This is a genomic window from Rahnella sp. RcJ3, assembly GCF_009498575.1.
GTDB lineage: Bacteria > Pseudomonadota > Gammaproteobacteria > Enterobacterales > Enterobacteriaceae > Rahnella > Rahnella aceris.
In genome coordinates this window covers 219,113-243,151 of sequence record NZ_QSNX01000002.1, presented here as the reverse complement: position 1 = coordinate 243,151, position 24,039 = coordinate 219,113, and the positions used below count along the sequence as shown (strand labels likewise).

Sequence of the window (24,039 nt, the reverse complement as noted above, 5' to 3'; positions counted from 1 at the left end):
ATAGTCACGGTAATCAACGATCCTGCGTACAAGGATTGTTCCGGATGTGATCTGATTAGCTGGAAATGCTTGTGAAAGCGCATACACTAAAATTGGTTTTTTATGACATTTATAACCTTCTGTTCACTTCTGAATTTATTATAAGGACTCACATGGTGTATCAAGCCAGTCCAACCCGTTACGAGAATATGGAATACCGTCGCTGTGGCCAGAGCGGTCTGAAACTGCCCGCCGTTTCCCTGGGTTTGTGGCATAACTTCGGCGATAACGCCCATTTTGAGAATGGCCGGAAACTGATCCGCCATGCTTTCGACCATGGGATCACCCATTTCGATCTGGCCAATAACTACGGCCCGCCTCCGGGTTCGGCAGAACAGCATTTCGGCCGCATCCTGCAGGAAGATTTATTGCCTTATCGCGATGAGCTGATTATTTCCTCCAAAGCCGGTTACACCATGTGGGACGGCCCGTACGGAGACTGGGGCTCGAAAAAATATCTGGTCGCCAGCCTGAATCAGAGTCTGAAACGCATGGGGCTGGAGTACGTGGATATTTTCTATCATCACCGTCCTGACCCTGATACACCGCTGGAAGAAACCATGGCCGCGCTGGATTTGATCGTGCGTCAGGGCAAAGCCCTGTACGTCGGTTTGTCGAATTATCCGGCAGAACGCGCCAAAAAAGCGTTTGAAATCCTGAAAGATCTTGGCACGCCTTGTCTGATCCATCAGCCGAAATATTCCATGTTCGAGCGCTGGGTTGAGGCTGATCTGCTGGATACGCTGGCGGATAACGGCGTCGGGTCTATCGCCTTCTCGCCACTGGCAGGCGGCGTGCTGACTGACCGTTATCTGGCGGGCATTCCTGAAGATTCCCGCGCAGCCAGCGGCAGTAAGTTCCTGACAGCAGATCAGCTGACGGAAGAGAAGCTGGCAAAAGTGCGTAAGCTGAATGATATTGCGCAGGCACGCGGTCAGAAGCTGTCGCAGATGGCGCTGGCGTGGGTTCTGCGCGGCGACCGCGTGACGTCCGTCCTGATTGGTGCCAGTAAAACCAGCCAGATCGACGATGCCGTGGGCATGGTCTCTCACCGTCATTTCAGCACAGAAGAACTGGCGGCGATCGAAGGGATTTTAGTGTAAGCGATTACCCTGCGGTATAAAAAACGCGCCTTTATGGAGGATTCGTAAGTAAACCGTTAAGGCGCGTAAATCATTCAAAACAGGATTGTAAGCAATAGTACCGGTGCCCTCTTCCCCTTATAACTGTCAGCATAAATTATAAGGAATCTGGGGCCACTCATGTTAAAGCCGGTACTTTTTGCCACATTGTTCTTTACCCTGCTCCCTGCGGCGGTACCCACCGTGCAGGCCAGCAGCTTCAGCCTGAATACGCCGGGCCTTTCTATCAATATCGGTGATCGCGACAGGCGGGGTTATTACTGGGACGGCTATGACTGGCGTAACCCAGGCTGGTGGAATGGTTACCGTGGTCACCACTATGGTGCACGCAGCCCGCGCGGCTATTACTGGGATGGTTATCGCTGGCGCGATCATGGCTGGTGGAACGAACGCCATCCGCCACGTCGTCCGATGCCGCCACCGCGTTATCATCACAGCGACCACGGACGTCCGCATTATGATCACGGCCGCGGGCCGGATCGGGGTCGCGGCCATGATGATCGCCGGGGCGGGCATGGCGATCACCGCCATTAATCAACGGAATAAAACAAAAACGGGACAGCGCAAACTGTCCCGTTTTTTATTATCTGTCGCTGGCGAAGGCGTTATTTCAACATACCTGTCAGCAGATAAAGGTTAAGGCTGACGACGATCAGCACGATGACCCGCCCCGCCCACTGCACGGTTTTAGTATTCACCATCTCGCCCATCAGGCTGCGGTTACCGGTAAAAGCCAGCAACGGCAGCAATGCCAGCGCAATCCCGAAGCTCAGCAATACCTGGCTCATCACCAAAATACGTGTGGCATCTAATCCCATCAGGATCACAATAAAAGACGGCATCATGGTCACCGTACGGCGAACCCACAGCGGAATGTAGAATTTCACGAACCCTTGCATCACTACCTGTCCGGCCAGCGTGCCGACAACTGTAGAAGATAAACCGGCTGCCACCAGACTCAGACCGAAGGTGGTCGCGGCAGCGTGGCCGAGCAACGGTTGCAGCGTCAGATAGGCTTCATCCAGCTCACTGATCCCGCTGTGTCCGCTGAAATGGAATGCCGCCGCAGCCGTCGCCATCATCGCCAGATTCACAAAACCGGCGATGGTCATGGCAATACCGACATCCAGCTTGGTGGCTGAATAACGCTGCGCTTTGGACGCCTTGCCGCCCCGCTGAGTCAGCGAAGAGTGCAGATAAATGACATGCGGCATAATGGTCGCGCCGAGCACACCCGCGGCTAGATACACCGAATCAGCGGTTGGCAGTGCGGGGATTAACATGCCTTTGCCCAGCGCCAGCATGCTTGGCTGCGAGAAGAACAATTCAACAATATAAGCCGCAGCAACAAACAACAGTAAACCGGCGATCACCAGTTCCAGCGGCTTTTGCCCGCGTTTTTGCAGCCCAAGGATAATAAAGGTGGCAATCCCGGTAAGTACTGCGCCCTGTAACAGGGAAACCCCGAGAAGCAATTTGAAGCCTATGGCGGCGCCAATAAATTCGGCCAGATCGGTGGCCATTGCGATAATCTCCGCCTGCACCCAGTAAGCCCAGACGGCCGGACGCGGGAAACGATCGCGGATATGTTCGGCCAGGTTTTTGCCGGTCGCGATACCGAGTTTGGCAGACAACAACTGGATCAACATCGCCATGACGTTGGCCCATACCACCACCCACAGCAACTGATAGCCATAAGAAGCACCGGCCTGAATATTCGTCGCAAAGTTGCCCGGATCGATATAACCAATGGCGGCGATAAAGGCCGGTCCCATCAGTGAAAGCTTCATCTTTCTGGACGCGCGGCCTGCAGATTCGGCCCGGCTGTTCAGCATAGTTAGTTAACCCTTACAATTATTACGCTTACATCAATGATATCTAATTGATAATGATTATCAAGTGCATTTGGAATGATCTGAGTGATTACTCTGATAGGCAGCAGCAGTAAGCGAGAAGGTAATAACTGAGGGGGTGATTCGCTCACCCGGCTTCAGAAAGCCAGACGCAGCGCACTTTCCTAAAACAGACATTAACGGGCCAGATTCAGAACGCATTACGGCACATGATAAAACTAGCACAGGAATGCTAATTGTGCTTAGTTTTATTAACATCTTGATTTTTTGTGTGATGGGCCGCGATTTGTTGCAATTCGTGTCTGTAATTTCTATATTTGCAATCGACTTCACGTTTTAAATGTACGCGTTACATAAAATGACCGTCGAAATATAGCCTGCCTCTAATTTGGAGCACCCATGTCCCGAATATTGCACTTTGTATTAGCGTTGGCCGTTGTCGCTGCACTCGCTTTACTGGTGAGCCGTGACCGGAAAAATATCCGTTTACGCTTCATCGTTCAGCTGTTGGTCATCGAAGTCTTGTTAGCCTACTTCTTCCTGAATTCTTCTGTTGGTTTAGGTTTTGTGAAAGGCTTCTCAGACTTGTTTGAAAAATTATTAGGATTCGCTGCGGAAGGGACCGGCTTCGTATTTGGAGGCATGAGCGATAAAGGATTAGCGTTCTTCTTCTTGAAAGTCTTGTGTCCGATCGTGTTTATTTCTGCGTTGATCGGTATTTTACAACACATTCGTGTACTGCCTTTCGTCATCCGTATTATCGGTACGGTTCTGTCGAAAATTAATGGCATGGGAAAACTGGAATCTTTCAACGCCATCAGCTCCCTGATTTTGGGTCAGTCAGAAAACTTTATCGCGTATAAAGATATTCTGAGCAAAATGTCTGAAAAACGTATGTACACCATGGCTGCCACAGCAATGTCGACGGTTTCTATGTCGATTGTGGGTGCGTACATGACCATGCTGGAACCGCGCTTTGTTGTTGCTGCGCTGGTGCTCAACATGTTCAGTACCTTCATCGTACTGTCGTTGATCAACCCTTATAAGGTTGATTCAGAAGAAGACCTGCAAATCGGTAATACGCACCAGGGTCAGAGCTTCTTTGAAATGCTGGGTGAATACATCCTGGCAGGCTTCAAAGTGGCTATCATCGTTGCAGCCATGTTGATTGGTTTCATCGCACTGATTTCATGCCTGAATGCGTTGTTCGACGTGGTATTCGGTATCACCTTCCAGGGCGTGCTGGGTTATGTCTTCTATCCATTCGCGTGGATGATGGGCGTACCAAGTCACGAAGCCTTGCAGGTAGGCAGCATCATGGCAACCAAACTGGTTTCCAATGAATTCGTTGCGATGTTGGATCTGCAGAAAGTAGCAACCGAACTTTCACCACGCGGCGTGGGCATCCTGTCCGTGTTCCTGGTGTCTTTCGCAAACTTCTCTTCCATCGGTATCGTTGCCGGCGCTATCAAAGGCCTGAACGAACATCAGGGCAACGTGGTTTCACGCTTCGGCCTGAAACTGCTGTACGGCTCAACGCTGGTCAGCGTGTTGTCTGCTTCTATCGCGGGTCTGGTACTGGCGTAAGTAAGCAAATACAGAACGACGAGAAAGGCGCTCCGGCGCCTTTTTTTATGTCTGCGATTCAGCGCAGTAAAACAGGCAGGAGAAATGACAAAGCGCCAAAAGCAAAAAACCCGCCGAAGCGGGTTTCTTTAATATTTGGTGGAGATAAGCGGGATCGAACCGCTGACCTCTTGCATGCCATGCAAGCGCTCTCCCAGCTGAGCTATACCCCCACACGAGGTCGTACACATTTACTTTTTTGTTTCCCTGGGAAGGAAACAGCCAACTTGCTCTGGAAAGGAAGTTGGTGGAGATAAGCGGGATCGAACCGCTGACCTCTTGCATGCCATGCAAGCGCTCTCCCAGCTGAGCTATACCCCCAATTCATGCCCGTAAAAACGGGTGAACGGGGCGCATAATATGAAACGTCGCTACCCCTGTCAACGGCTAAATCCGTTTCTCAATTCAAGCGCTGAAAAAGCCGCCAAATCCCCCATTCCACAGGGAAAAATCCTCTGCCATCAGGGAAATTTTCAGACAGACGCTTTGTTTTACAATTTGTCCGCCAGCCCGCATTTTTCCTAGCTTTCTGATCTGCTTACGCATTTCCTTAACATCTATGTCCGAATGATTAATAAAATGTTAGCAGACTATGATAATCGCCTTGTTTTGAGATAAATCTCAGAATAGACTTCTCGCGCAATAATCATAACTTACACCATTCGAGCACTCCCATGTCCTTGTATTCACCTAAAGAAATCGCATCCATCGCCGTCACAGCGGGCGTTAATAAAAGCCGCGCCACCGTGTTGAATTTGTTAATTTTGGGCTTTCTGGCTGGCGCATTCATCGCCACCGGTTTCCTTCTGGATCTGCATGTAATAGGGACATTACCTGCATCCTGGGGTTCATTCAGTAACTTGCTTGGCGCTGCCGTCTTCCCGGTAGGCATCATTCTGACCGTGTTAGCAGGGGGAGAACTGCTGACCGGTAATATGATGACCTTACCTATCGCCTGGTTCGCGCGTCAGATCAGCCTTTACGCGGTGCTGCGTAACTGGTTCTGGGTCACTGTCGCTAACCTGCTGGGCAGCCTGGCAGTGGCCTATTTCTTCGGCCACGTTCTGGGGCTGACGGAAGGCGCTTTCCTGAGCAAAACGGTGGCAACCGCCACCGCGAAGGTCAACGCAGACTTCATGCATGCGTTCATTTCCGGTATCGGCTGTAACTGGCTGGTGTGTCTGGCAATCTGGCTGGCCTTCGCCAGCAAAGAAGTTGGCGGCAAAGTGATCGGCATGTGGTTCCCGGTTATGGCGTTCGTGGCCATCGGCTTCCAGCACGTGGTAGCAAATATGTTTATCGTGCCTGCGGCAATCTTTGCCGGTGCGCTGAGCTGGTCAGAATACCTGCCTAACTTCGTGGCCGTGTTCCTCGGTAACGCCGTAGGTGGTGCGGGCTTCGTTGGCCTGATGTATTTCCTGGCCTACCGCCCGACCGTTGAAACACCGGCAACTGAACAACGTTAATTAAGACGTTTTTCACACCCGGGTTTTACGAAAAGAAAAAGCCAGCCGGTTTCCCGCGCTGGCTTTTTTATCGCTATTTAACCGCCATTACTGTGCTTGTGTTTCGCGCTCAGCAATAAAGGCTAACGCCATATCGATACGCGCCAGCACACGGCTCTGGCCGATAGCGTGAACGGTGACATCAACACCTGGTGACTGGCCTGCGCCCGTTACCGCAACGCGCAGTGGCATACCAACTTTACCCATCCCTACTTCCAGCTCATCCGCCGTGCCCTGAATCGCATGGTGAATGTTTTCAGCGGTCCAGTCAGTGATAGCAGCCAGTTTGGCGCGAACCACTTCCAGCGGCTGACGTGCAACCGGGCGTAAGTGTTTCTTCGCCGCATCGGCATCAAACTCTGCAAAATCTTCGTAGAAGTAACGGCAGGACTCCGCCATCTCTTTCAGCGTCTTGCAACGTTCGCCCAACAGGGTCACGATTTCAAACAGCTGCGGACCATTACGGGTTTCGATACCCGCCTGCTCAACATGCCACAGCAGATGGGTCGCCACGTAATGCGGATCCATCGTGTTAATGTAGTGATGGTTCAGCCATTGCAGTTTTTCAGTGTTAAACGCACTGGCAGATTTGCTGACGTTTTCCAGTGAGAACAGCGCTTTCATTTCGTCGCGGCTGAAAATTTCCTGATCGCCATGAGACCAGCCCAGACGCACCAGATAGTTCAGCAGCGCTTCCGGCAGATAACCGTCATCACGGTATTGCATCACGCCGACCGCACCGTGGCGTTTGGACAGTTTTTTACCGTCGTCACCCAGAATCATAGAAACGTGCGCGTAAACCGGTACCGGCGCGCCCAGCGCTTTCAGGATGTTTATCTGACGCGGCGTGTTGTTGATATGGTCTTCGCCACGGATGACGTGGGTGATTTCCATATCCCAGTCATCGACAACGACACAGAAATTATAGGTCGGCGAACCGTCGGTACGGCGGATGATCAGATCATCCAGCTCGTCATTACTGAATTCGATCGGTCCGCGGATCTGATCGTCAAAGATGACAGAACCTTCCTGCGGGTTACGAAAACGCACCACACACGGCTCATCAGCAGCGTGATGTTCGTGGCTGTCGCGGCAGCGGCCGTCATAACGAGGCTTCTCGTTATTTGCCATTTGTTCTTCACGCAGCGCTTCCAGACGTTCTTTAGAGCAATAGCATTTATAAGCCGTGCCGTTTTCCAGCATCTCATCAATCACCGCGTTATAACGGTCAAAACGCTTGGTCTGGAAATACGGGCCTTCATCCCAGTCCAGATTCAGCCAGTTCATGCCATCCATAATCGCGTCGATAGCTGCCTGAGTGGAACGTTCGAGATCGGTGTCTTCGATACGCAGCACAAACTCACCGCCAAGGTTGCGGGCAAAGAGCCAGGAATAGAGCGCGGTACGGGCGCCACCGACGTGCAGATAGCCGGTCGGGCTTGGGGCAAAACGGGTTTTGATTTTCATCTGGGTGCAACCTTAATCACGCAACGCCAAAAAACGTCGCTATCAATTAACAAAAAGTGGCTGACATTCTACCACTCTGCCCTGATTCCTCAACGCACAACCAGGGGCAGTCACGTGGTTTAAGGCCATGAATGCGTAAAGAATCGACTACGCGGGCGAGAAACACGTCAGGTTGACTAAAAATAAGCCGAATGAACATTTTTGTTTTTAAAAAGCGTTGACGTAATTTCAAGTATCCCTATAATGCGACTCCATCACGACGGGGGCGATTAGCTCAGTTGGTAGAGCATCTCCTTTACACGGAGGGGGTCGGCGGTTCGAGCCCGTCATCGCCCACCACTCTTTAAGAGTGCCGCGTTGTGATAAGTAGGAAGAATTGAGAAATGGGCGATTAGCTCAGTTGGTAGAGCATCTCCTTTACACGGAGGGGGTCGGCGGTTCGAGCCCGTCATCGCCCACCATTTCTCAGCACGTTTCTTCTTACATGGGGAAGTACCCAGAAGTGGGCGATTAGCTCAGTTGGTAGAGCATCTCCTTTACACGGAGGGGGTCGGCGGTTCGAACCCGTCATCGCCCACCACTTCTGCGGGCCGTTAGCTCAGTTGGTAGAGCAGTTGACTTTTAATCAATTGGTCGCTGGTTCGAATCCAGCACGGCCCACCAATTCAGAAAAAGCGCCTATAGGCGCTTTTTTCGCATCTGTACTCCGAAGAAAAACCGTGATGGAGGCGAACCAGCAGCTGGTTCTATTTTTCTCCTCCCCCTACTCCAGTTTAAACATCGGCACGACCTTATTGTGTAGCGCCGGATTATCGCTTTCATCTTTCAGATTGACGCCCGACAACTGGCGATGGAAAGATTGTTCGAGCAGCCAGGCGAGTTTAAAAGCCGCCTGCGGATAATTCAGCCCTTCCGGCCGCACATTGGAAATACAATTTCGTTCCGATTCCAGTCTTTTGGTATGGGGCCCCCAGGTCATGTAAATGCCTAAACTGTCGGGAGATGACAATCCCGGACGTTCTCCGATCAAAATCGCTACCGCCTTCGCTTTCATCACCTGCGCAATATCATCGCCCAGTGCCACCCGCGACTGATGCGCCAGCACCACAGGCCCGATTTTCAGCTCCAGCGTGCGCAGATAGGGCAATAACGCCGCAATCAGCGGTACGGCCTGCCGGTGCACGGCTTTCGATGACAAACCGTCAGCGATGACCAGCACCACGTCGGCAGGCTCCGGCGCCAGACGCAGCAAGGCCTGACGACTGCTTTCTGACAGCTTGCGGCCAAGATCAGGACGACACAGATAGGTCGCCCTGTCCGGTGCAGCGCTGGCAACGGTCAGCGTTTCCAGCCCCAGCGCGTAAAGTTCGGGTTCGAGCTTCTGGCTGTCAAAGGGCTGATGCACGGCATCACGCGCCTGCGCATGGGCTAAACCAAATCGCAGCAGCTCATCGGTGGGCAGACTCGAACCGGTACGTCCCAGCGCGATACGTGCGGCCGTAAACTGACGCAGAGTTTCCCACGGGTTGCTATGCACCAGCGGCGATAATCCCTGCTCTTTTTCTTTATTCATCAGCACAGACCTCAGCTCAGTTGCGGCAACTGACGCAGTAACGGATGGGACGCCCGGGTATCCTGCAAGACGCCCTGCGGATCGATAATTTTCATTTTCTCCAGCCATACGGCAAATTCCGGCGCATGTTTCAGCCCGAGTAATTCGCGGATATATAACGCGTCATGGAAAGACGTGCTCTGATAATTGAGCATGATGTCATCCGCGCCCGGTACGCCAATCAGGAACGTCAGCCCGGCAGTGCCGAGCAGCGTCAGCAAGGTATCCATATCATCCTGATCGGCTTCTGCATGATTGGTATAACAGACATCGCAGCCCAGCGGCACGCCCAGCAGTTTGCCGCAGAAATGGTCTTCCAGACCCGCACGGATAATTTGTTTACCGTCATACAAATACTCCGGGCCGATAAAACCCACCACGGTGTTAATCAGCAGCGGTGAAAAATGGCGGGCGATGGCGTACGCACGCGCCTCACAGGTTTGCTGATCGACCCCAAAATGCGCATTGGCAGATAAACAACTGCCCTGCCCGGTTTCGAAATACATCACATTGTCGCCGAGCGTGCCACGCTTAAGACTGAGCGCCGCCTGTTGCGCTTCCTCCAGCAGCGCCAGATTGATACCAAACCCGCTGTTCGCCGCTTCAGTTCCCGCTATCGACTGAAACACCAGATCAACCGGTGCGCCGCGCTCCACCAGTTTGATGGTGTTAGTGACATGCGTCAGAACACAGGACTGCGTGGGAATTTCAAAGCGCGTAATGATGTCATCAAGCATGTAATTGAGGTTTTCCAGCAGCGGTAAGCTGTCGCTGGCAGGATTAATGCCAATCACCGCGTCGCCGGAGCCATATAACAAACCGTCGAGCATACTGGCAGCAATGCCCTGTAAATTATCGGTCGGATGGTTCGGTTGCAGGCGCACGCTCATGTGCCCCGGCAGCCCGATAGTATTGCGGAATTGAGTAATCACCCGGCATTTTTTAGCCACCAGGATCAGATCCTGATTGCGCATCAGTTTGCTGACGGCAGCCGCCATTTCGGGCGTGATCCCGCGGGCGACGGCTGCCAGCACAACGCTGTCGGTTTTTTCACTCAACAACCAGTCGCGGAAATCCCCGACGGTGAGATGCGAAATCGCGGCAAACGCCGCGACATCATGAGTATCGACAATCAACCGCGTGACTTCATCGTCCTCATACGGCACCAGCAATTGTTGCAGGAAGGTTTTGAGCGGCACATCAGCCAGTGCCATTTTTGCCGCCATGCGCTCTTCAGCGCTGGCGGCAGCCACTTCAGCCAGATAGTCGCCCGACCGTGCGGGCGACGCCTTTGCCATCAGTTCGCGTAAATCCTTAAACTGATACCTTCGGTGACTTAATGTCGTCTGAAACATAACACTCCTTAGCGCGCCGGATTATTTGCTGCTTTTAGCGGGAACCGGGCGCAGGCCACGTAATTGCGGATCTTCCGCGGCATCAGTGCGCGACTGATGGGTGATACGGAACCAGGCATACGCCAGCAACATCATGGCGGCGAAGATCAAAAACAGTAAGGTGTTGTAGTAAATCATTGCGATCAGACAGACGACTGCCAGCACCAGCGCCAGAGCAGGTGCAAAAGGATAGAGCGGCGCACGGAACGGACGGATTAAATTCGGTTCGCTGCGGCGGAGTTTAAACAATGCAGCCATCGAAATGATGTACATCACAATGGCGCCAAAGACCGACATTGTCACGATATTGGCCGTCAGTGGCTGGCCGCCAATCACGATCAGTGAATCCGAGAAAATAGCCGCGATGCCAACAACGCCCCCCGCGATAATACCAAGATGCGGTGTCTGGAAACGGGCGTTGACGCTGGCAAGCCGTTTAGGCAAATAACCTGCCCGGGCCAGCGCGAAGATCTGACGGGAATACCCCATGATAATGCCGTGGAAAGAGGCAATCAGGCCAAAAAGCCCCAGCCAGACCAGCATGTGCAGCCAGCCACTGTTGCTGCCGACAATCAGTTTCATGGCCTGCGGTAACGGGTCGTTGATATTCGACAGCTTGGTCCAGTCGCCCACACCACCGGCAAACAACATCACGCCGAGCGCCAGAACGGTCAGAGTCAGAATGCCGCCGATAAAAGCTTTCGGAATGGTACGCTGCGGATCTTTCGCCTCTTCAGCGGCCATTGAGGCACCTTCTATCGCCAGGAAAAACCAGATGGCAAAAGGAATGGCTGCAAAAATACCGGAAAAGGCTGCGGGACTGAAAGTGTCGCTGCCCGCCCATCCACCGTGAACAAAGTTCGACATTTCAAAGCCCGGCGCCACCACGCCCATAAAGACCAGCAATTCAAAAATTGCCAGCAACGTGACCAGCAGTTCAAAGGTGGCGGCGATACTGACGCCGAGAATATTGAGCGCCATAAATACCAGATACGCGCCAACAGCCACCCATTTCGGCTCAATCGACGGGAACTGCACATTGAGATACGCTCCGATCGCCATCGCGATAGCGGGCGGCGCAAAAACAAATTCCACCAGCGTTGCGAAACCCGCGACAAATCCGCCCGTTGGCCCGAACGCACGGTAAGCGTAAGCAAAAGGACCGCCCGCGTGCGGAATCGACGTAGTGAGTTCGGTAAAGCTGAAAATAAAGGCGCAATACATAGCCGCTATCACCAGAGCAGTGATAAGAAAGCCCAGTGTGCCTGCCTGCGCCCAGCCGTAACTCCAGCCAAAATATTCGCCGGAGATAACCAGCCCGACGGCAATGCCCCAAAGTTTAAAACTCCCCAGTGTACGTTTTAAAACAGGTGTGACTTTCGTGGTTTGCATAAATGATCCCCTGCCCGGTGATAATTCAATTTTTGTTGAAAAGAACTGCGACAGCCTTGCTCTTATTTGTGTTGCAAAGGATGGATGTTGCAAAGGCTGTACCACTTAAGAAACCCTCAGCAGGCGCGGCCTGTAGCCGTATTCAGGGGAGGCTTGCTACATTTTAGCGCGCCGCCGTAAGCCGCATATCCGAAATGGTGCGTTGGATAAGCGTCACAAAAGGGCGCTACACTTTGGCTTCTCAGAACGCTGACGTCGGATAAAAGGAGAACATCACGTGGCAACAATGGAACAGCAAATCATCACCTGGCTCAGAGAGGAACCGCTTCATTTGCTGGCACTGACGCAGGCACGCACGCAAAATCTTAACGATGCCTGGCTGGCGGCGGGCTTTGTCCGCAATCTGGTCTGGGACCGGCTACACGGATATGTGCAGGCCACAGCACTCAATGATATCGACGTGGTGTATTTCAATCCGCTGGATTGCTCGCCGGAAGCTGACGAGCGCTATGAACATCGCCTGAAAGCGCAATCGCCCGACCTTCCCTGGTCTGTGAAAAATCAGGCCCGCATGCATGAGCGCCACGGCCATGCGCCCTATTCCTCCAGCGCCGAGGCGATGAGCTACTGGGTGGAAATGGAAACCGCTATCGGCGCAAGAATGAATGCTGACGGGCAAATTGAGCTGAATGCGCCGCTGGGACTGGATGCATTGTTTGCTTTCAGTATTACGCCAAACCCGCGCCATGCGATCCCCGCAGTTTTTGCCGAGCGGATCAGCAGCAAAAGCTGGCTGACCCGGTGGCCGAAGCTCAGAGTGAAAGCGTTAACCGAATGAAAGCCATAAATACCGTAAGGAATATGCAAAGCCTGTAAAGCCTCGCTGATTTTTGCCGATATAGCTTAAGCACCTTTACGTGCAAAATTTTATTCTTACTCAATGAGGCTTTTTATGACGACTATCAGCGCGACCAGCAGTTCGGTAAGCTCTGCGTCCACCAGCGACTCAGGCAGTGCCAGCCAGATTGCAAAGCTGACTAAGCAGATTACCAAACTGACTGAGCAGCTCAAAAACGTGGGCAATTCAGGCGGCGATACTGACGAAGTTAAGCAACAGCAAGAACTCCTGCAGCAGCAAATCGAAATGCTGCAACAGCAGATCGCGCAGATTCAACAGCAGCAGGCTCAGAAAGCACTTCAGCAACAGCAGCAACAACAAGCTGACGCTGAAATGAAGAAAGACGAAGGCGTGAATAAGCCTTCAGAAACCAACGCAGTCGATATCTACGTATAACCCGGTCAAAGCCTGAAACAGCCGGCAAGGTATCAGTGGTTGTACATTCCCTGCTGGCTGCGTTTTTCCCGCAATAAATTCGCCTGCTCTTTCACCACCTGCCAGATGGCCTGTGCAGCGGGTGATAACGACCGGTTTTTACGTCTGACCAGCATCAGCACCCGGTTGATTTCCGGCACCAGGCTTCTGACCACCAGACGGCTCCCTTCCGGCATGGGCAACGCCAGCGCCGGGATAACACTGATACCAATTCCGGCTTCCACCATCGGGAATAACGTGGCTGGATGGCCGATTTCCTGAGCAATCTCCGCTTTCACTTTCTGCGCTTTCAGTGCGCCGTCGATCAGGATCCGGCTTCCTGATGCGTAATCCTGCAGCACCAGTTTTTGGCCGTTCAGTGCCTGCCATTCAACCTCCGGCAGCGCCGCCAGCGGATGATCCTCACGGCACATCAGCAAAAACGGCTCATGCAGAATCGGCTCGCAGTCCAGATCAGTGTTTTCACCCGGATCAATCACAATGCCGAAATCCACTTCCGCATTTCTGACACTGTTAAGCACCAGTTGCTGCGCCTGATCGCGCAACAAAATACGAATGTCCGGATACTGCCGCTCGCCGCTGGAGATACATTGCGGCATCAGTTGCGCCGAAATCGTCTGGCTAGAGGCAATACGCACCCGACCATTATGCTGCGTGCCGAAGCTGCGGGTGTCGAGCAGCATGGCGTGGAGTTCGTCGAGCAACGGCTCGACACGATTCGCCAGACGCAGACCGGCATCAGTGAGCACGACTTCGCGCGTTGTGCGGTCCAGCAACCGCACGCCCATTTCGGCTTCCAGTTCTTTCATACTGTGGCTGACAGCCGACTGGCTTAAACCAATGGACTCACCAGCCCGGCTGAAGCTGCCGTAGCGTGAAACGGTCACAAATACGCGAAGTTGCCTGAGCGAATAATTCATGAATTTTCTGCATTAATGGATTAAATAAATCAATTTTTTAATTGTATCGCAAAGACTCAGAATAGCCGCATTCAGAAACAACAAATCCGAGACTTGTTATGCGCTTCTTACCCGATCGCTTTACCCTGACACTCATCGCTACGGTTTTGCTGGCGACGTTCTTCCCGGCCAGCGGCATATTTGTGGCTTTCTTCAATAATCTGACCATTTTCGCCATCGGCCTGCTGTTTTTCATGCATGGCGCAAAACTCTCGCGCGAAGCTATTTTTCAGGGCAGCAATAACTGGCGTCTGCATTTGTGGGTGATGTTCAGTACCTTCATTTTATTCCCGATCCTCGGGCTGCTTTTCCAGTGGTGGCATCCGGTAGACGTCAGTCCGCAAATTTACAGCGGCTTTGTCTATCTGTGTATTTTGCCTGCGACGGTGCAGTCGGCGATTGCGTTTACCTCACTGGCTGGCGGGAACGTAGCGGCAGCGGTGTGCAGCGCCTCCGCATCAAGTCTGCTGGGGATTTTTGTTTCGCCGTTGCTGGTCAGCCTGTTGATGCATGTGCAGGGGGAAACGGGGAATGGTTTAGAACAGGTCTGGCATATTGTTCTGCAACTGCTGGTGCCGTTTGTCGCCGGGCATTTACTCCGTCCGCTGATTGGCGGCTTTGTCGAACGTCACCGTAAAATGATCGGCAAAACCGACCAGACATCGATTTTGCTGGTGGTGTATTCCGCTTTCAGCGAAGCCGTGACGCAGGGGATCTGGCATCAGGTCGGCATCGGTTCACTGCTGTTTATCGTGGTGTTCAGTCTGGTGCTGCTGGCCTTTATCCTGGTGATCAATACCTATATGGCGCGCTGGATGGGCTTTAGCAAACCCGATGAAATTACCATCGTGTTCTGCGGCTCGAAGAAAAGCCTGGCGAACGGTATTCCGATGGCGAACATTCTGTTCCCGGTCAGCGCGATTGGCATGATGGTGCTGCCGCTGATGATTTTTCATCAGGTACAGTTGATGACCTGCGCGGTGCTGGCAAAACGTTATCAGAAAAAACAACAGGAAGCGGCGCTGAAACACGCGCCTGTTACTGAATAAGCTGGCTAAATAGCAGGCAGAAAAAAGGCGCTGAATTCAGCGCCTTTGTTTTATGAGTTGACCCGTTCTCAACAGCGTTTACTCGTCGGTGCCGTCCAGTCCCGGACCATTGCGGCGCAGCGGATTGATCAGGCTTTGCAGCCCTTCGCTTTTAATCGTCAGCGTCAGCTGCATCAGTTCACCCAGTTTTCCTTGCGGAAATTCATCTTTGCGGGCGAACCACAGCAAATATTCTTCCGGCAAGTCGATCAGCACCCGTCCGGCGTATTTTCCGAACGGCATCACCCTATTGGCTATCTGGATCAGATCTTCTTTTTCCATGATTTATTCACCCAGCAGACGGATCATTTCCGCCTCGTCGATCACCTCAATGCCCAGTTCCTGCGCTTTCGCCAGCTTGGAACCCGCCGCTTCACCGGCAATCACCAGATCGGTTTTCTTCGACACGCTGCCGGAGACTTTCGCGCCCAGCGCAGTCAGACGGTCTTTGGCGTCATCGCGGGAAAGAATCGACAGCGAACCGGTCAGCACCACAGTTTTGCCGGCAAACGGACTGTCGATTTCTTCCGGTACAATGACCTGCACTTCCGGCCAGTGAATATTGATTTCAGGGCTTAACAACTCGTCGATGACCTGCTGGTTATGTTCTTCCGACAGGAAATTCACCACGTGTTTCGCCACTACATCACCCACATCCTGAACGCCTTTCAGCGATTCAATATCTGCCGCTTTAAGCGCCTCAACCGAGCCGTAATGCGCGGCAAGGTTAGCCGCCGTGGCTTCGCCCACTTCACGAATGCCCAGCGCATACAGGAATCTCGCCAGCGTGGTTTCTTTGGCTTTTTCCAGCGCACTGACCACGTTCTGCGCCGATTTCGGTCCCATGCGGTCCAGACCGGTAAGTTTGCCCGCCGTCAGACGGAACAGATCTGCCGGCGTTTTGACATATTCTTTCTCGACCAACTGATCGATGATTTTGTCGCCCATGCCGTCAACGTCCAGCGCCCGGCGGGAGACGAAATGCTTCAGCGCTTCTTTACGCTGTGCACCACAAATCAGACCCGCCGTACAACGCGCCACGGCTTCGCCTTCGACACGTTCAACATCAGAATGACAGACCGGGCAATGCGTCGGGAAAACCACTTCGCGGGCATCTTCAGGACGCTCATCCAGCACCACGCCCACCACCTGCGGGATAACATCTCCGGCACGACGGACAATCACGGTATCGCCGATACGCAGCCCAAGACGTTCGATTTCATCTGCGTTATGCAGCGTGGCATTGCTGACCATCACGCCCGCAACCAGAACCGGCTCCAGACGTGCGACCGGCGTGATCGCACCAGTACGCCCTACCTGAAACTCGACGTCTTTCACCAGCGTGATTTGTTCCTGCGCCGGGAATTTGAAGGCTGTTGCCCAGCGCGGCGCACGTGCCACAAAGCCCAGCGTTTCCTGAATATCCAGCGAGTCAATTTTCACTACCACGCCGTCAATATCAAAGCCCAGTGACGGACGGTCGGCTTCAACCTGACGGTAAAACGCCAGCACTTCTTCGCTGCCGGTACACAGGCGGACGCGATCACTGACCGGTAAACCCCAGGCTTTAAACTGTTGCAGGCGGGCGAAGTGGCTGCGCGGCAGTTCACCCCCTTCCAGCAGGCCAACGCCGTAGCAGAAGAAGGTCAGCGGACGTTTGGCGGTGATACGCGGATCGAGCTGACGTAACGAACCGGCGGCGGCATTACGCGGGTTAGCGAACACTTTCCCTCCCGTACGACGCGCTTCGTCGTTCATCGCTTCAAAGCCCGCTTGTGGCATAAACACCTCACCACGCACTTCAAGGCGCTCAGGAATGTTGTCGCCATGCAGACGCAGAGGGATCGCGCGGATGGTGCGTACGTTCGCGGTGATGTTCTCACCGGTCGTGCCATCGCCACGCGTGGCAGCCTGCACCAGTTCGCCATTTTCATACAACAGGCTCACCGCCAGACCATCAAGTTTCAGCTCGCAGCAGAACGTCAGTGCTTCAGCGGTTTTCAGGCGATCCTGCACGCGTTTATAAAATGCCAGATAGCTTTCTTCATCAAATACGTTGTCCAGCGATAACATCGGTACCCGATGCCTGACCTGTTCAAATGCAGAAAGCGGTGCCGCCCCCACGCGCTGCGTCGGGGAATCCGCGGTGACCAGCTCAGGATGCGCGGTTTCCAGCTCGCGCAATTCGCGCATTAAGCGGTCATACTCGGCATCTGGCACTTCCGGTGCATCCAGAACGTGATACTGATATTCGTGATGGCGCAACTGAGTGCGTAATTGACTGATTTGTTCTTCGATAGTGGCCATGACTCACCGTGGAGATAAAAAACCCCCGGCAAGCGGGGGTCAGGGAAGTGGGTGTTTCACGAACGCCGGACTCAGGCGATCGCCTCGAGGACCTCGCGGATCCGCGCTTTGTACGTTTCGAGCTTCTGCGGCGTAATCATACGACGCTCATCGTCAAGCACCATCGCACCGACATCATCGGCAATACGCTGGGCGGACTGCAGCAACAGTTTGAAGTTCTGATGCGCATCACCGTAGCAAGGTACCATCATAAACAACGTAACGCCTGGGGTGGAGAAGTCAGACATATTGTCAGGGTCGAAGGAACCCGGTTTGACCATATTTGCCAGACTGAACAACACCGGACCGCTGCCCGCAGGGCTGACGTGACGATGGAAAATATTCATGGCACCAAACTGGAAACCGGCCTGAAGCACGCTGTTGAGCAACACTTCACCACCGATGACACCGCCCTGATGCGCGGCAACGTGCAATACCAGAACCGTCTCTTTCAGTTTCGCTTTCTCAGCCGGTGCTTCTTCTGCAGGAGCAAAAGGTGCAGCCTGAGGTTCTGCTTTCGCAGCAGGCGCGGCATCAGCATGAATTTCCTGCGGCGGAACCGGTGTGTGCGGTTTAGCTTCAGGCGTGTATTCCTGATGCGCAAAATCTGCGGCAGGTTCGCGACGCGGTGCAGTGACGGGTTCAGCAGCTGAATAACCACTCAGCAAGGGATCATCCTGCACAGCATGTTGCTGCGGCTGAGCCGGTTGCTGAGGACGAGCAACAGATGCTGGCGCTGGCTGCGCAGGGGAAACCTGCGGCTGACGTGGCGGTGCAGTCTGTTCGGGCTCGTCATACTGACCTAAAGTCGGTTCATCCTGAGGATAAGCAGGACGCACGCGCACTTCCCCCACTCCATCGACAAAATCTTCGGACGGAGATTGTTCCCGTTCTTTTTTCACACGTTTAGCTGGACGATCGCGGAAAAGCGAAGAGCGTTCTTTACGGCTGGTCCACAAACCGTGTAACAACAACGCTATTATGGCGATCGCGCCAACAACGATTAATATCAGACGCAAATCCTGCATCATTGCTATCTCTGTTGTTCTAATACATTGCCACCACGGCAAACATTCACATGATTAACTCTATTTGCCCACGTAGATAAGTGCAAGTCTCGACTCTACTTTCTGCTAATAAATAGGGCAGTTGCACCTTTTTTTGCTGTTTTTTCAGCCAATCCACCGCTAGCCAGTGGAAAATCATACCGATATGATAGCCCATGTCATTCAACTCAGAGAGAAAATTTCGTTTATGACCTCCTCGCACAGCACCAGACAACAAAATGGTGTGCATTATTTCAAACAAGGCTGGGCGCTCATTTCCTTGCCGGGGATACGACGTTTTGTGATTTTACCCCTCGCCGTCAACGTGCTGTTGATGGGCGGCGCATTCTGGTGGCTGTTCACCAAACTGGGTGAATGGATCCCGGCGATGATGAGCAAGGTGCCGTCGTGGCTCAGCTGGCTGGATTATCTGATCTGGCCGGTCGCGGTGCTTTCTGTCGTGCTGGTGTTCAGCTATCTCTTCAGCACCCTCGCCAACTGGATAGCCGCCCCCTTCAGCGGATTGCTCGCCGAACAACTCGAAGCGCGCCTGACAGGGAAAACGCTGCCTGATACCGGCATCTGGGACATCATGAAAGATTTACCGCGTATCATGAAACGTGAATGGCAGAAACTGGCGTATTACCTGCCGCGCGCCCTGCTGCTGTTCGCGCTGTACTTTATTCCGGTGATCGGCCAGACCGTGGCCCCGGTGCTGTGGTTCTTCTTCAGCGCGTGGATGGTCGTCATTCAATATTGCGATTATCCGTTCGATAACCACAAAGTCAGCTTTGCCGATATGCGCCGTTCGCTCGGCAGCAACAAAATCGACAACATGCAGTTTGGTTCGCTGGTCAGCCTGTTTACGATGATCCCGTTGCTGAATCTGGTGATCCTGCCGGTTGCCGTGTGCGGCGCGACGGCCATGTGGTGTGATCGTTATCGCAATATTTACGTTAAAAGCGATGTTTATAACAATAGTATCGACGTGAATTCCAGCCGCAAATAACGTTTTTTATTCACAGCCGCCTGCGGGCGGCTGCCTGCTATGCTTGACTTTTCTCCCTCAAACTTATTTCTTAATAACGTATCGATATAGCAAATACCAAAACCTTACTTCACTGGGAAAGCGGTTCGCGTATGCTTTCCTGATTCCCACTAATTTCATAGTGTTGAAAGCTTCACACCGTGAATATTTCATACAGTTAAAGGACGGGTTATGAGCAAGATCTATGAAGACAATTCATTAACAATTGGCCACACGCCACTGGTTCGCCTGAACCGTATCGGTAATGGTCGAATTCTGGCTAAGGTCGAGTCACGTAACCCGAGCTTCAGCGTAAAATGCCGTATCGGTGCCAACATGATCTGGGATGCTGAAAAGAAAGGCATTCTGACCAAAGATATCGAACTGGTTGAACCTACCAGCGGTAACACGGGTATCGCACTGGCCTATGTGGCTGCTGCGCGCGGTTACAAGCTGACACTGACTATGCCGGAAACCATGAGCGTTGAACGCCGTAAGCTGCTCAAAGCGCTCGGCGCCAATCTGGTGTTAACCGAAGGCGCCAAAGGTATGAAAGGGGCGATTGCCAAAGCCGAAGAAATTCAGGCCAGTGATCCGCAGCGCTATCTTATTCTTCAGCAGTTCAGCAACCCGGCCAACCCGGCTATCCACGAGCAAACCACCGGCCCGGAAATCTGGGAAGATACCGATGGCGCAGTGGATGTGCTGATTGCAGGCGTGGGTACCGGCGGGACTATCACCGGAACGGGCCGTTATCTGAAAAGTAAAAAAAGCAGCGTGAAACTGGTGGCCGTTGAGCCAACAGACTCCCCGGTTATCACCCAGACGCTCAACGGTGAAGAAGTGAAGCCGGGCCCGCATAAAATCCAGGGTATCGGCGCAGGCTTTATTCCGGGTAACCTGGATCTGGCATTGCTGGATCGTGTCACGCTAATCACCAACGACGAATCCATTCAGATGGCACGCCGTCTGATGGAAGAAGAAGGCATTCTGGCCGGGATTTCTTCCGGTGCGGCGGTTGAAGCTGCGGTGAAATTATCCAAAGAACCGGAGTTTGCAGATAAAACGATTGTGGTTATTCTGCCTTCTTCCGGTGAACGCTATCTGAGTACCGCATTGTTTGCAGATTTATTCACTGAAAAAGAATTGCAACAATAATGCCACATCCTTAAAAGCGGCCAAAAAAGCACCTCGAGGGGTGCTTTTTTGTGGCCTGCGTCAAACTTTACACCACTTCGTCATTGATTTTACCCGCCAGGTTTAGTATTTAACCGGACAATTATTTCGATGCTCGAAATTAATCGCTTCCACGAGTCTTCCCCGCTGAATCGATTTACTGATTTGTTACACGAGGGGAAAAGACGGCATAATGGAGGAATAACAGAAAAAGCCTGGATCCAGGGCAAAGAGTTTTATCGCTGAGTGCGTTATTTTCTCTTTTCTGTTGCATCTGAACCTGCCCCTGAACCATAGTCAGGCGCGAATCTCTACAGGCTAAAGTGAAGGCCATAAGCTAAACTTTAGCTCCACAACATTACTTTAATAAGTTGGGGAAACAACAATGTTCCAGCAAGAAGTTACTATTACCGCTCCTAATGGTCTGCACACTCGCCCTGCTGCACAGTTCGTGAAAGAAGCTAAAGGTTTCGCTTCTGACATCACCGTGACTTCAAACGGTAAAAGCGCCAGTGCTAAAAGCCTTTTCAAACTGCAAACTCTGGGCCTGACCCAAGGTACCGTTGTGACCCTCTCAGCTGAAGGTGAAGACGAGCAGAAAGCCGTTGAACACTTGGTAAAACTGATGGCAGAGCTCGAGTAATACACAGCCGCTCTTATAAAGTTTAAACCAGTCAAGAGAAAGGTAGGGTTATGATTTCAGGCATTTTAGTATCTCCCGGTATCGCTTTCGGCAAAGCACTTCTGTTGAAAGAAGATGAAATTGTCATCAACCGGAAAAAAATCTCTCCAGATCACGTTGATCAGGAAGTTGAACGTTTCCTGACGGGCCGTGCGAAAGCGTCTGCTCAACTGGAAGTGATCAAGACCAAAGCCGGTGAGACCTTCGGTGAAGAGAAAGAAGCCATCTTCGAAGGCCACATCATGTTGTTGGAAGACGAAGAGCTTGAACAGGAAATCATAGCCCTCATCAAAGACGAGCACGCTTCTGCTGACGCTGCAGCTTTCTCTGTCATTGAAGGCCAGGCGAAAGCCCTGGAAGAGCTTGATGACGAATACCTGAAAGAACGTGCGGCTGACGTGCGTGACATCGGTAAACGCCTGCTGCGCAACATTCTGAACATGACCATCGTTGATCTGAGCTCCATCCAGGACGAAGTTATCCTGGTTGCGACCGATCTGACGCCATCAGAAACAGCGCAGCTGAACCTGAACAAGGTTCTGGGCTTTATCACTGATTTGGGTGGTCGTACTTCTCACACCTCAATCATGGCCCGCTCCCTGGAACTGCCTGCTATCGTGGGTACCAGCGATGTGACCAAACAAGTTAAAAATGATGACTATCTGATCCTCGATGCTGTTAACAATAAAATCTATGTCAACCCGACAGCAGACGTTATTGACGAGCTGAAAGCCGTTCAGAACCAGTACATCACTGAAAAAGACGAACTGACTAAACTGAAAGACTTACCGGCTATCACGCTTGATGGTCATCAGGTTGAAGTTTGTGCCAACATCGGTACCGTGCGCGACGTCGCCGGTGCAGAGCGCAATGGCGCTGAAGGTGTCGGCCTGTATCGTACAGAATTCCTGTTCATGGATCGTGACAGTCTGCCTACCGAAGAAGAGCAATTCCAGGCGTATAAAGCCGTTGCTGAAGCGATGGGGTCACAGGCAGTTATCGTACGCACCATGGACATCGGCGGTGACAAAGACCTGCCGTACATGAACCTGCCGAAAGAAGAAAACCCGTTCCTGGGCTGGCGCGCAATCCGTATCTGTCTGGATCGCAAAGAAATTCTTCACGATCAGCTGAAAGGTATTCTGCGTGCTTCTGCGTTCGGTAAACTGCGCATCATGTTCCCGATGATCATTTCTGTTGAAGAAGTGCGTGAACTGAAAGCAGAACTCGAAATGCTGAAAGTGCAGCTTCGTGAAAAAGGCCAGGCATTCGATGAGACTATCGAAGTCGGCGTGATGGTGGAAACACCCGCAGCGGCTGTGATTGCGCATCACCTGGCGAAAGAAGTCGATTTCTTCAGTATTGGTACAAACGATCTTACCCAGTATACTTTGGCGGTGGATCGCGGTAACGAGCTGATTTCTCATCTGTACAACCCAATGTCTCCGTCTGTACTTGGTTTAATTAAACAAGTTATTGACGCATCTCATGCTGCCGGTAAATGGACAGGGATGTGCGGCGAGCTAGCCGGTGACGAACGTGCTACACTTCTTCTATTGGGCATGGGGTTAGATGAGTTCAGCATGAGCGCTATCTCTATCCCACGCATCAAGAAAATTATTCGCAATACAAACTTCGAAGATGTGAAAGCGCTGGCAGACCAGGCCCTGGCCCAACCTACGGCGCAAGAGTTGATGAACCTGGTTAACAAGTTCATTGAAGAAAAAACACTCTGCTAATTGCGCGATGCTGGTAAAGCTGCCCAAATTAATGCTTAGGAGAAGATCATGGGTTTGTTCGATAAACTGAAATCATTGGTTTCTGATGATAAAAAAGACGTTGGCACTATTGAAATCGTAGCGCCAATCTCTGGTGAAATTGTCAACATTGAAGATGTGCCAGACGTTGTTTTCGCTGAGAAAATCGTTGGTGACGGTATTGCTATCAAACCATCTGGCAACAAAATGGTTGCTCCGGTTGACGGCACTATCGGTAAAATCTTCGAAACTAACCATGCTTTCTCAATCGAATCCGACAGTGGCATTGAGTTGTTCGTGCACTTCGGTATCGACACCGTTGAACTGAAAGGCGAAGGCTTCAAACGCATCGCTGAAGAAGGTCAACGTGTTAAGAAAGGCGATTTGGTTATCGAGTTTGATCTGGCTCTGCTGGAAGAGAAAGCGAAGTCTACTTTGACTCCGGTTGTCATCTCTAACATGGACGAGATCAAAGAGCTGATTAAACTGACTGGTAGCGTGACTGTGGGCGAAACCCCAATCATCCGCATCAGGAAGTAATTTGCTCAGCGAGAAGTAAAAAAACGGCGCCTAATCAGCGCCGTTTTTTATTGCC

The 24,039-nt window shown here is 52.3% G+C and carries 22 protein-coding genes and 6 tRNA genes; 16 read left to right on the top strand and 12 right to left on the bottom strand.

The genetic code is table 11. The features are described from left to right. The first annotated feature begins 152 nt into the window (after positions 1 to 152). Both mgrA and DXU84_RS03760 read left to right on the top strand, forming a co-directional pair. Positions 153 to 1,142, top strand: coding sequence for an L-glyceraldehyde 3-phosphate reductase (mgrA, locus tag DXU84_RS03765; RefSeq protein ID WP_112151259.1), 990 nt, complete (start codon positions 153 to 155; stop codon positions 1,140 to 1,142). 159 nt (positions 1,143 to 1,301) lie between these two features. Further along, complete coding sequence (locus DXU84_RS03760; RefSeq protein WP_037036335.1) at positions 1,302 to 1,715, top strand: DUF2502 domain-containing protein; 414 nt, start codon at positions 1,302 to 1,304, stop codon at positions 1,713 to 1,715. Positions 1,716 to 1,786: 71 nt separating this feature from the next. Here the strand turns inward: DXU84_RS03760 and DXU84_RS03755 are convergent, their stop codons facing one another. Next, positions 1,787 to 3,016 (bottom strand): Nramp family divalent metal transporter, encoded by a 1,230-nt coding sequence (locus tag DXU84_RS03755; RefSeq protein ID WP_013574450.1) that lies wholly within the window; start codon positions 3,014 to 3,016, stop codon positions 1,787 to 1,789. Between the two features lie 417 nt (positions 3,017 to 3,433). Between DXU84_RS03755 and DXU84_RS03750 the strand changes: the two genes are divergently transcribed. After that, complete coding sequence (locus DXU84_RS03750; RefSeq protein ID WP_013574449.1) at positions 3,434 to 4,621, top strand: NupC/NupG family nucleoside CNT transporter; 1,188 nt, start codon at positions 3,434 to 3,436, stop codon at positions 4,619 to 4,621. A gap of 136 nt (positions 4,622 to 4,757) precedes the next feature. On the opposite strand, the gene DXU84_RS03745 is transcribed toward DXU84_RS03750, so the two are convergent. The 3 genes from DXU84_RS03745 to DXU84_RS03735 form a co-directional block, all read right to left on the bottom strand. Further along, positions 4,758 to 4,833, bottom strand: a tRNA-Ala gene (locus DXU84_RS03745). A gap of 72 nt (positions 4,834 to 4,905) precedes the next feature. Continuing rightward, positions 4,906 to 4,981: transfer RNA gene (locus DXU84_RS03740), tRNA-Ala, on the bottom strand. A gap of 84 nt (positions 4,982 to 5,065) precedes the next feature. Beyond that, positions 5,066 to 5,206: a hypothetical protein gene (locus tag DXU84_RS03735; RefSeq protein WP_153374863.1), complete on the bottom strand. Its 141-nt coding sequence runs from the start codon at positions 5,204 to 5,206 to the stop codon at positions 5,066 to 5,068. Positions 5,207 to 5,334: 128 nt separating this feature from the next. Here DXU84_RS03735 and DXU84_RS03730 point away from each other — a divergent pair, with 128 nt between their 5' ends. After that, on the top strand, positions 5,335 to 6,126 hold the full coding sequence (locus DXU84_RS03730) for a formate/nitrite transporter family protein (protein WP_013574448.1): 792 nt from the start codon (positions 5,335 to 5,337) through the stop codon (positions 6,124 to 6,126). Between the two features lie 87 nt (positions 6,127 to 6,213). Here the strand turns inward: DXU84_RS03730 and gltX are convergent, their stop codons facing one another. After that, a complete protein-coding gene (gltX, locus tag DXU84_RS03725) occupies positions 6,214 to 7,632 on the bottom strand; it encodes a glutamate--tRNA ligase (protein WP_013574447.1) in 1,419 nt (472 codons plus the stop codon). Between the two features lie 263 nt (positions 7,633 to 7,895). On the opposite strand from gltX, the gene DXU84_RS03720 reads away from it, so the two are divergent. The 4 genes from DXU84_RS03720 (at position 7,896) to DXU84_RS03705 (ending at position 8,295) form a co-directional block, all read left to right on the top strand. Beyond that, positions 7,896 to 7,971 (top strand) — tRNA-Val (locus tag DXU84_RS03720). A gap of 46 nt (positions 7,972 to 8,017) precedes the next feature. Continuing rightward, a tRNA-Val gene (locus DXU84_RS03715) sits at positions 8,018 to 8,093 on the top strand. Positions 8,094 to 8,136: 43 nt separating this feature from the next. Then, positions 8,137 to 8,212: transfer RNA gene (locus tag DXU84_RS03710), tRNA-Val, on the top strand. A gap of 7 nt (positions 8,213 to 8,219) precedes the next feature. Continuing rightward, positions 8,220 to 8,295 (top strand) — tRNA-Lys (locus DXU84_RS03705). A 100-nt stretch (positions 8,296 to 8,395) separates the two neighbouring features. Here the strand turns inward: DXU84_RS03705 and eutC are convergent. The 3 genes from eutC to eat are packed head-to-tail and all read right to left on the bottom strand — an operon-like array spanning position 8,396 to position 12,030. Beyond that, positions 8,396 to 9,205: an ethanolamine ammonia-lyase subunit EutC gene (gene eutC, locus DXU84_RS03700; protein ID WP_013574446.1), complete on the bottom strand. Its 810-nt coding sequence runs from the start codon at positions 9,203 to 9,205 to the stop codon at positions 8,396 to 8,398. Between the two features lie 11 nt (positions 9,206 to 9,216). After that, on the bottom strand, positions 9,217 to 10,599 hold the full coding sequence (locus tag DXU84_RS03695; protein ID WP_013574445.1) for an ethanolamine ammonia-lyase subunit EutB: 1,383 nt from the start codon (positions 10,597 to 10,599) through the stop codon (positions 9,217 to 9,219). A gap of 21 nt (positions 10,600 to 10,620) precedes the next feature. Then, positions 10,621 to 12,030, bottom strand: a complete 1,410-nt coding sequence (gene eat / locus DXU84_RS03690) for an ethanolamine permease (protein WP_015689496.1) — start codon at positions 12,028 to 12,030, stop codon at positions 10,621 to 10,623. 286 nt (positions 12,031 to 12,316) lie between these two features. Between eat and DXU84_RS03685 the strand changes: the two genes are divergently transcribed. Together DXU84_RS03685 and DXU84_RS03680 are read left to right on the top strand one after the other, a co-directional pair. Beyond that, a complete protein-coding gene (locus DXU84_RS03685; RefSeq protein WP_153374979.1) occupies positions 12,317 to 12,868 on the top strand; it encodes a nucleotidyltransferase family protein in 552 nt (183 codons plus the stop codon). 114 nt (positions 12,869 to 12,982) lie between these two features. Then, positions 12,983 to 13,324: a FlxA-like family protein gene (locus DXU84_RS03680; RefSeq protein ID WP_013574442.1), complete on the top strand. Its 342-nt coding sequence runs from the start codon at positions 12,983 to 12,985 to the stop codon at positions 13,322 to 13,324. A gap of 32 nt (positions 13,325 to 13,356) precedes the next feature. Here DXU84_RS03680 and DXU84_RS03675 read toward each other — a convergent pair whose 3' ends face one another. Next, a complete protein-coding gene (locus tag DXU84_RS03675) occupies positions 13,357 to 14,283 on the bottom strand; it encodes a LysR family transcriptional regulator (RefSeq protein ID WP_013574441.1) in 927 nt (308 codons plus the stop codon). Positions 14,284 to 14,381: 98 nt separating this feature from the next. Between DXU84_RS03675 and DXU84_RS03670 the strand changes: the two genes are divergently transcribed. Further along, positions 14,382 to 15,371: a bile acid:sodium symporter family protein gene (locus DXU84_RS03670; RefSeq protein WP_013574440.1), complete on the top strand. Its 990-nt coding sequence runs from the start codon at positions 14,382 to 14,384 to the stop codon at positions 15,369 to 15,371. A gap of 78 nt (positions 15,372 to 15,449) precedes the next feature. On the opposite strand, the gene DXU84_RS03665 is transcribed toward DXU84_RS03670, so the two are convergent. From DXU84_RS03665 to zipA, 3 genes are all read right to left on the bottom strand, one after another. Continuing rightward, positions 15,450 to 15,692 (bottom strand): DUF3820 family protein, encoded by a 243-nt coding sequence (locus DXU84_RS03665; protein ID WP_153374861.1) that lies wholly within the window; start codon positions 15,690 to 15,692, stop codon positions 15,450 to 15,452. A 3-nt stretch (positions 15,693 to 15,695) separates the two neighbouring features. Continuing rightward, positions 15,696 to 17,717, bottom strand: coding sequence for an NAD-dependent DNA ligase LigA (gene ligA / locus DXU84_RS03660; protein WP_015689494.1), 2,022 nt, complete (start codon positions 17,715 to 17,717; stop codon positions 15,696 to 15,698). 71 nt (positions 17,718 to 17,788) lie between these two features. Then, positions 17,789 to 18,787, bottom strand: coding sequence for a cell division protein ZipA (gene zipA / locus DXU84_RS03655; RefSeq protein ID WP_013574437.1), 999 nt, complete (start codon positions 18,785 to 18,787; stop codon positions 17,789 to 17,791). Between the two features lie 223 nt (positions 18,788 to 19,010). On the opposite strand from zipA, the gene cysZ reads away from it, so the two are divergent. The 5 genes from cysZ (at position 19,011) to crr (ending at position 23,984) form a co-directional block, all read left to right on the top strand. Further along, positions 19,011 to 19,811, top strand: a complete 801-nt coding sequence (gene cysZ, locus DXU84_RS03650; protein ID WP_015689492.1) for a sulfate transporter CysZ — start codon at positions 19,011 to 19,013, stop codon at positions 19,809 to 19,811. 210 nt (positions 19,812 to 20,021) lie between these two features. Beyond that, the gene (gene cysK, locus DXU84_RS03645; protein WP_013574434.1) at positions 20,022 to 20,987 is read left to right on the top strand and encodes a cysteine synthase A; all 966 of its coding nucleotides are present in this window, start codon (positions 20,022 to 20,024) and stop codon (positions 20,985 to 20,987) included. A 403-nt stretch (positions 20,988 to 21,390) separates the two neighbouring features. After that, positions 21,391 to 21,648 carry a phosphocarrier protein Hpr gene (gene ptsH / locus DXU84_RS03640; RefSeq protein WP_013574433.1) on the top strand — a complete coding sequence of 86 codons (258 nt, stop codon included), beginning with the start codon at positions 21,391 to 21,393 and terminating at the stop codon, positions 21,646 to 21,648. A 50-nt stretch (positions 21,649 to 21,698) separates the two neighbouring features. Next, positions 21,699 to 23,426, top strand: coding sequence for a phosphoenolpyruvate-protein phosphotransferase PtsI (ptsI, locus tag DXU84_RS03635; RefSeq protein WP_013574432.1), 1,728 nt, complete (start codon positions 21,699 to 21,701; stop codon positions 23,424 to 23,426). A 48-nt stretch (positions 23,427 to 23,474) separates the two neighbouring features. Continuing rightward, complete coding sequence (crr, locus tag DXU84_RS03630) at positions 23,475 to 23,984, top strand: PTS glucose transporter subunit IIA (protein ID WP_013574431.1); 510 nt, start codon at positions 23,475 to 23,477, stop codon at positions 23,982 to 23,984. The last annotated feature ends 55 nt before the right edge of the window (positions 23,985 to 24,039 follow it).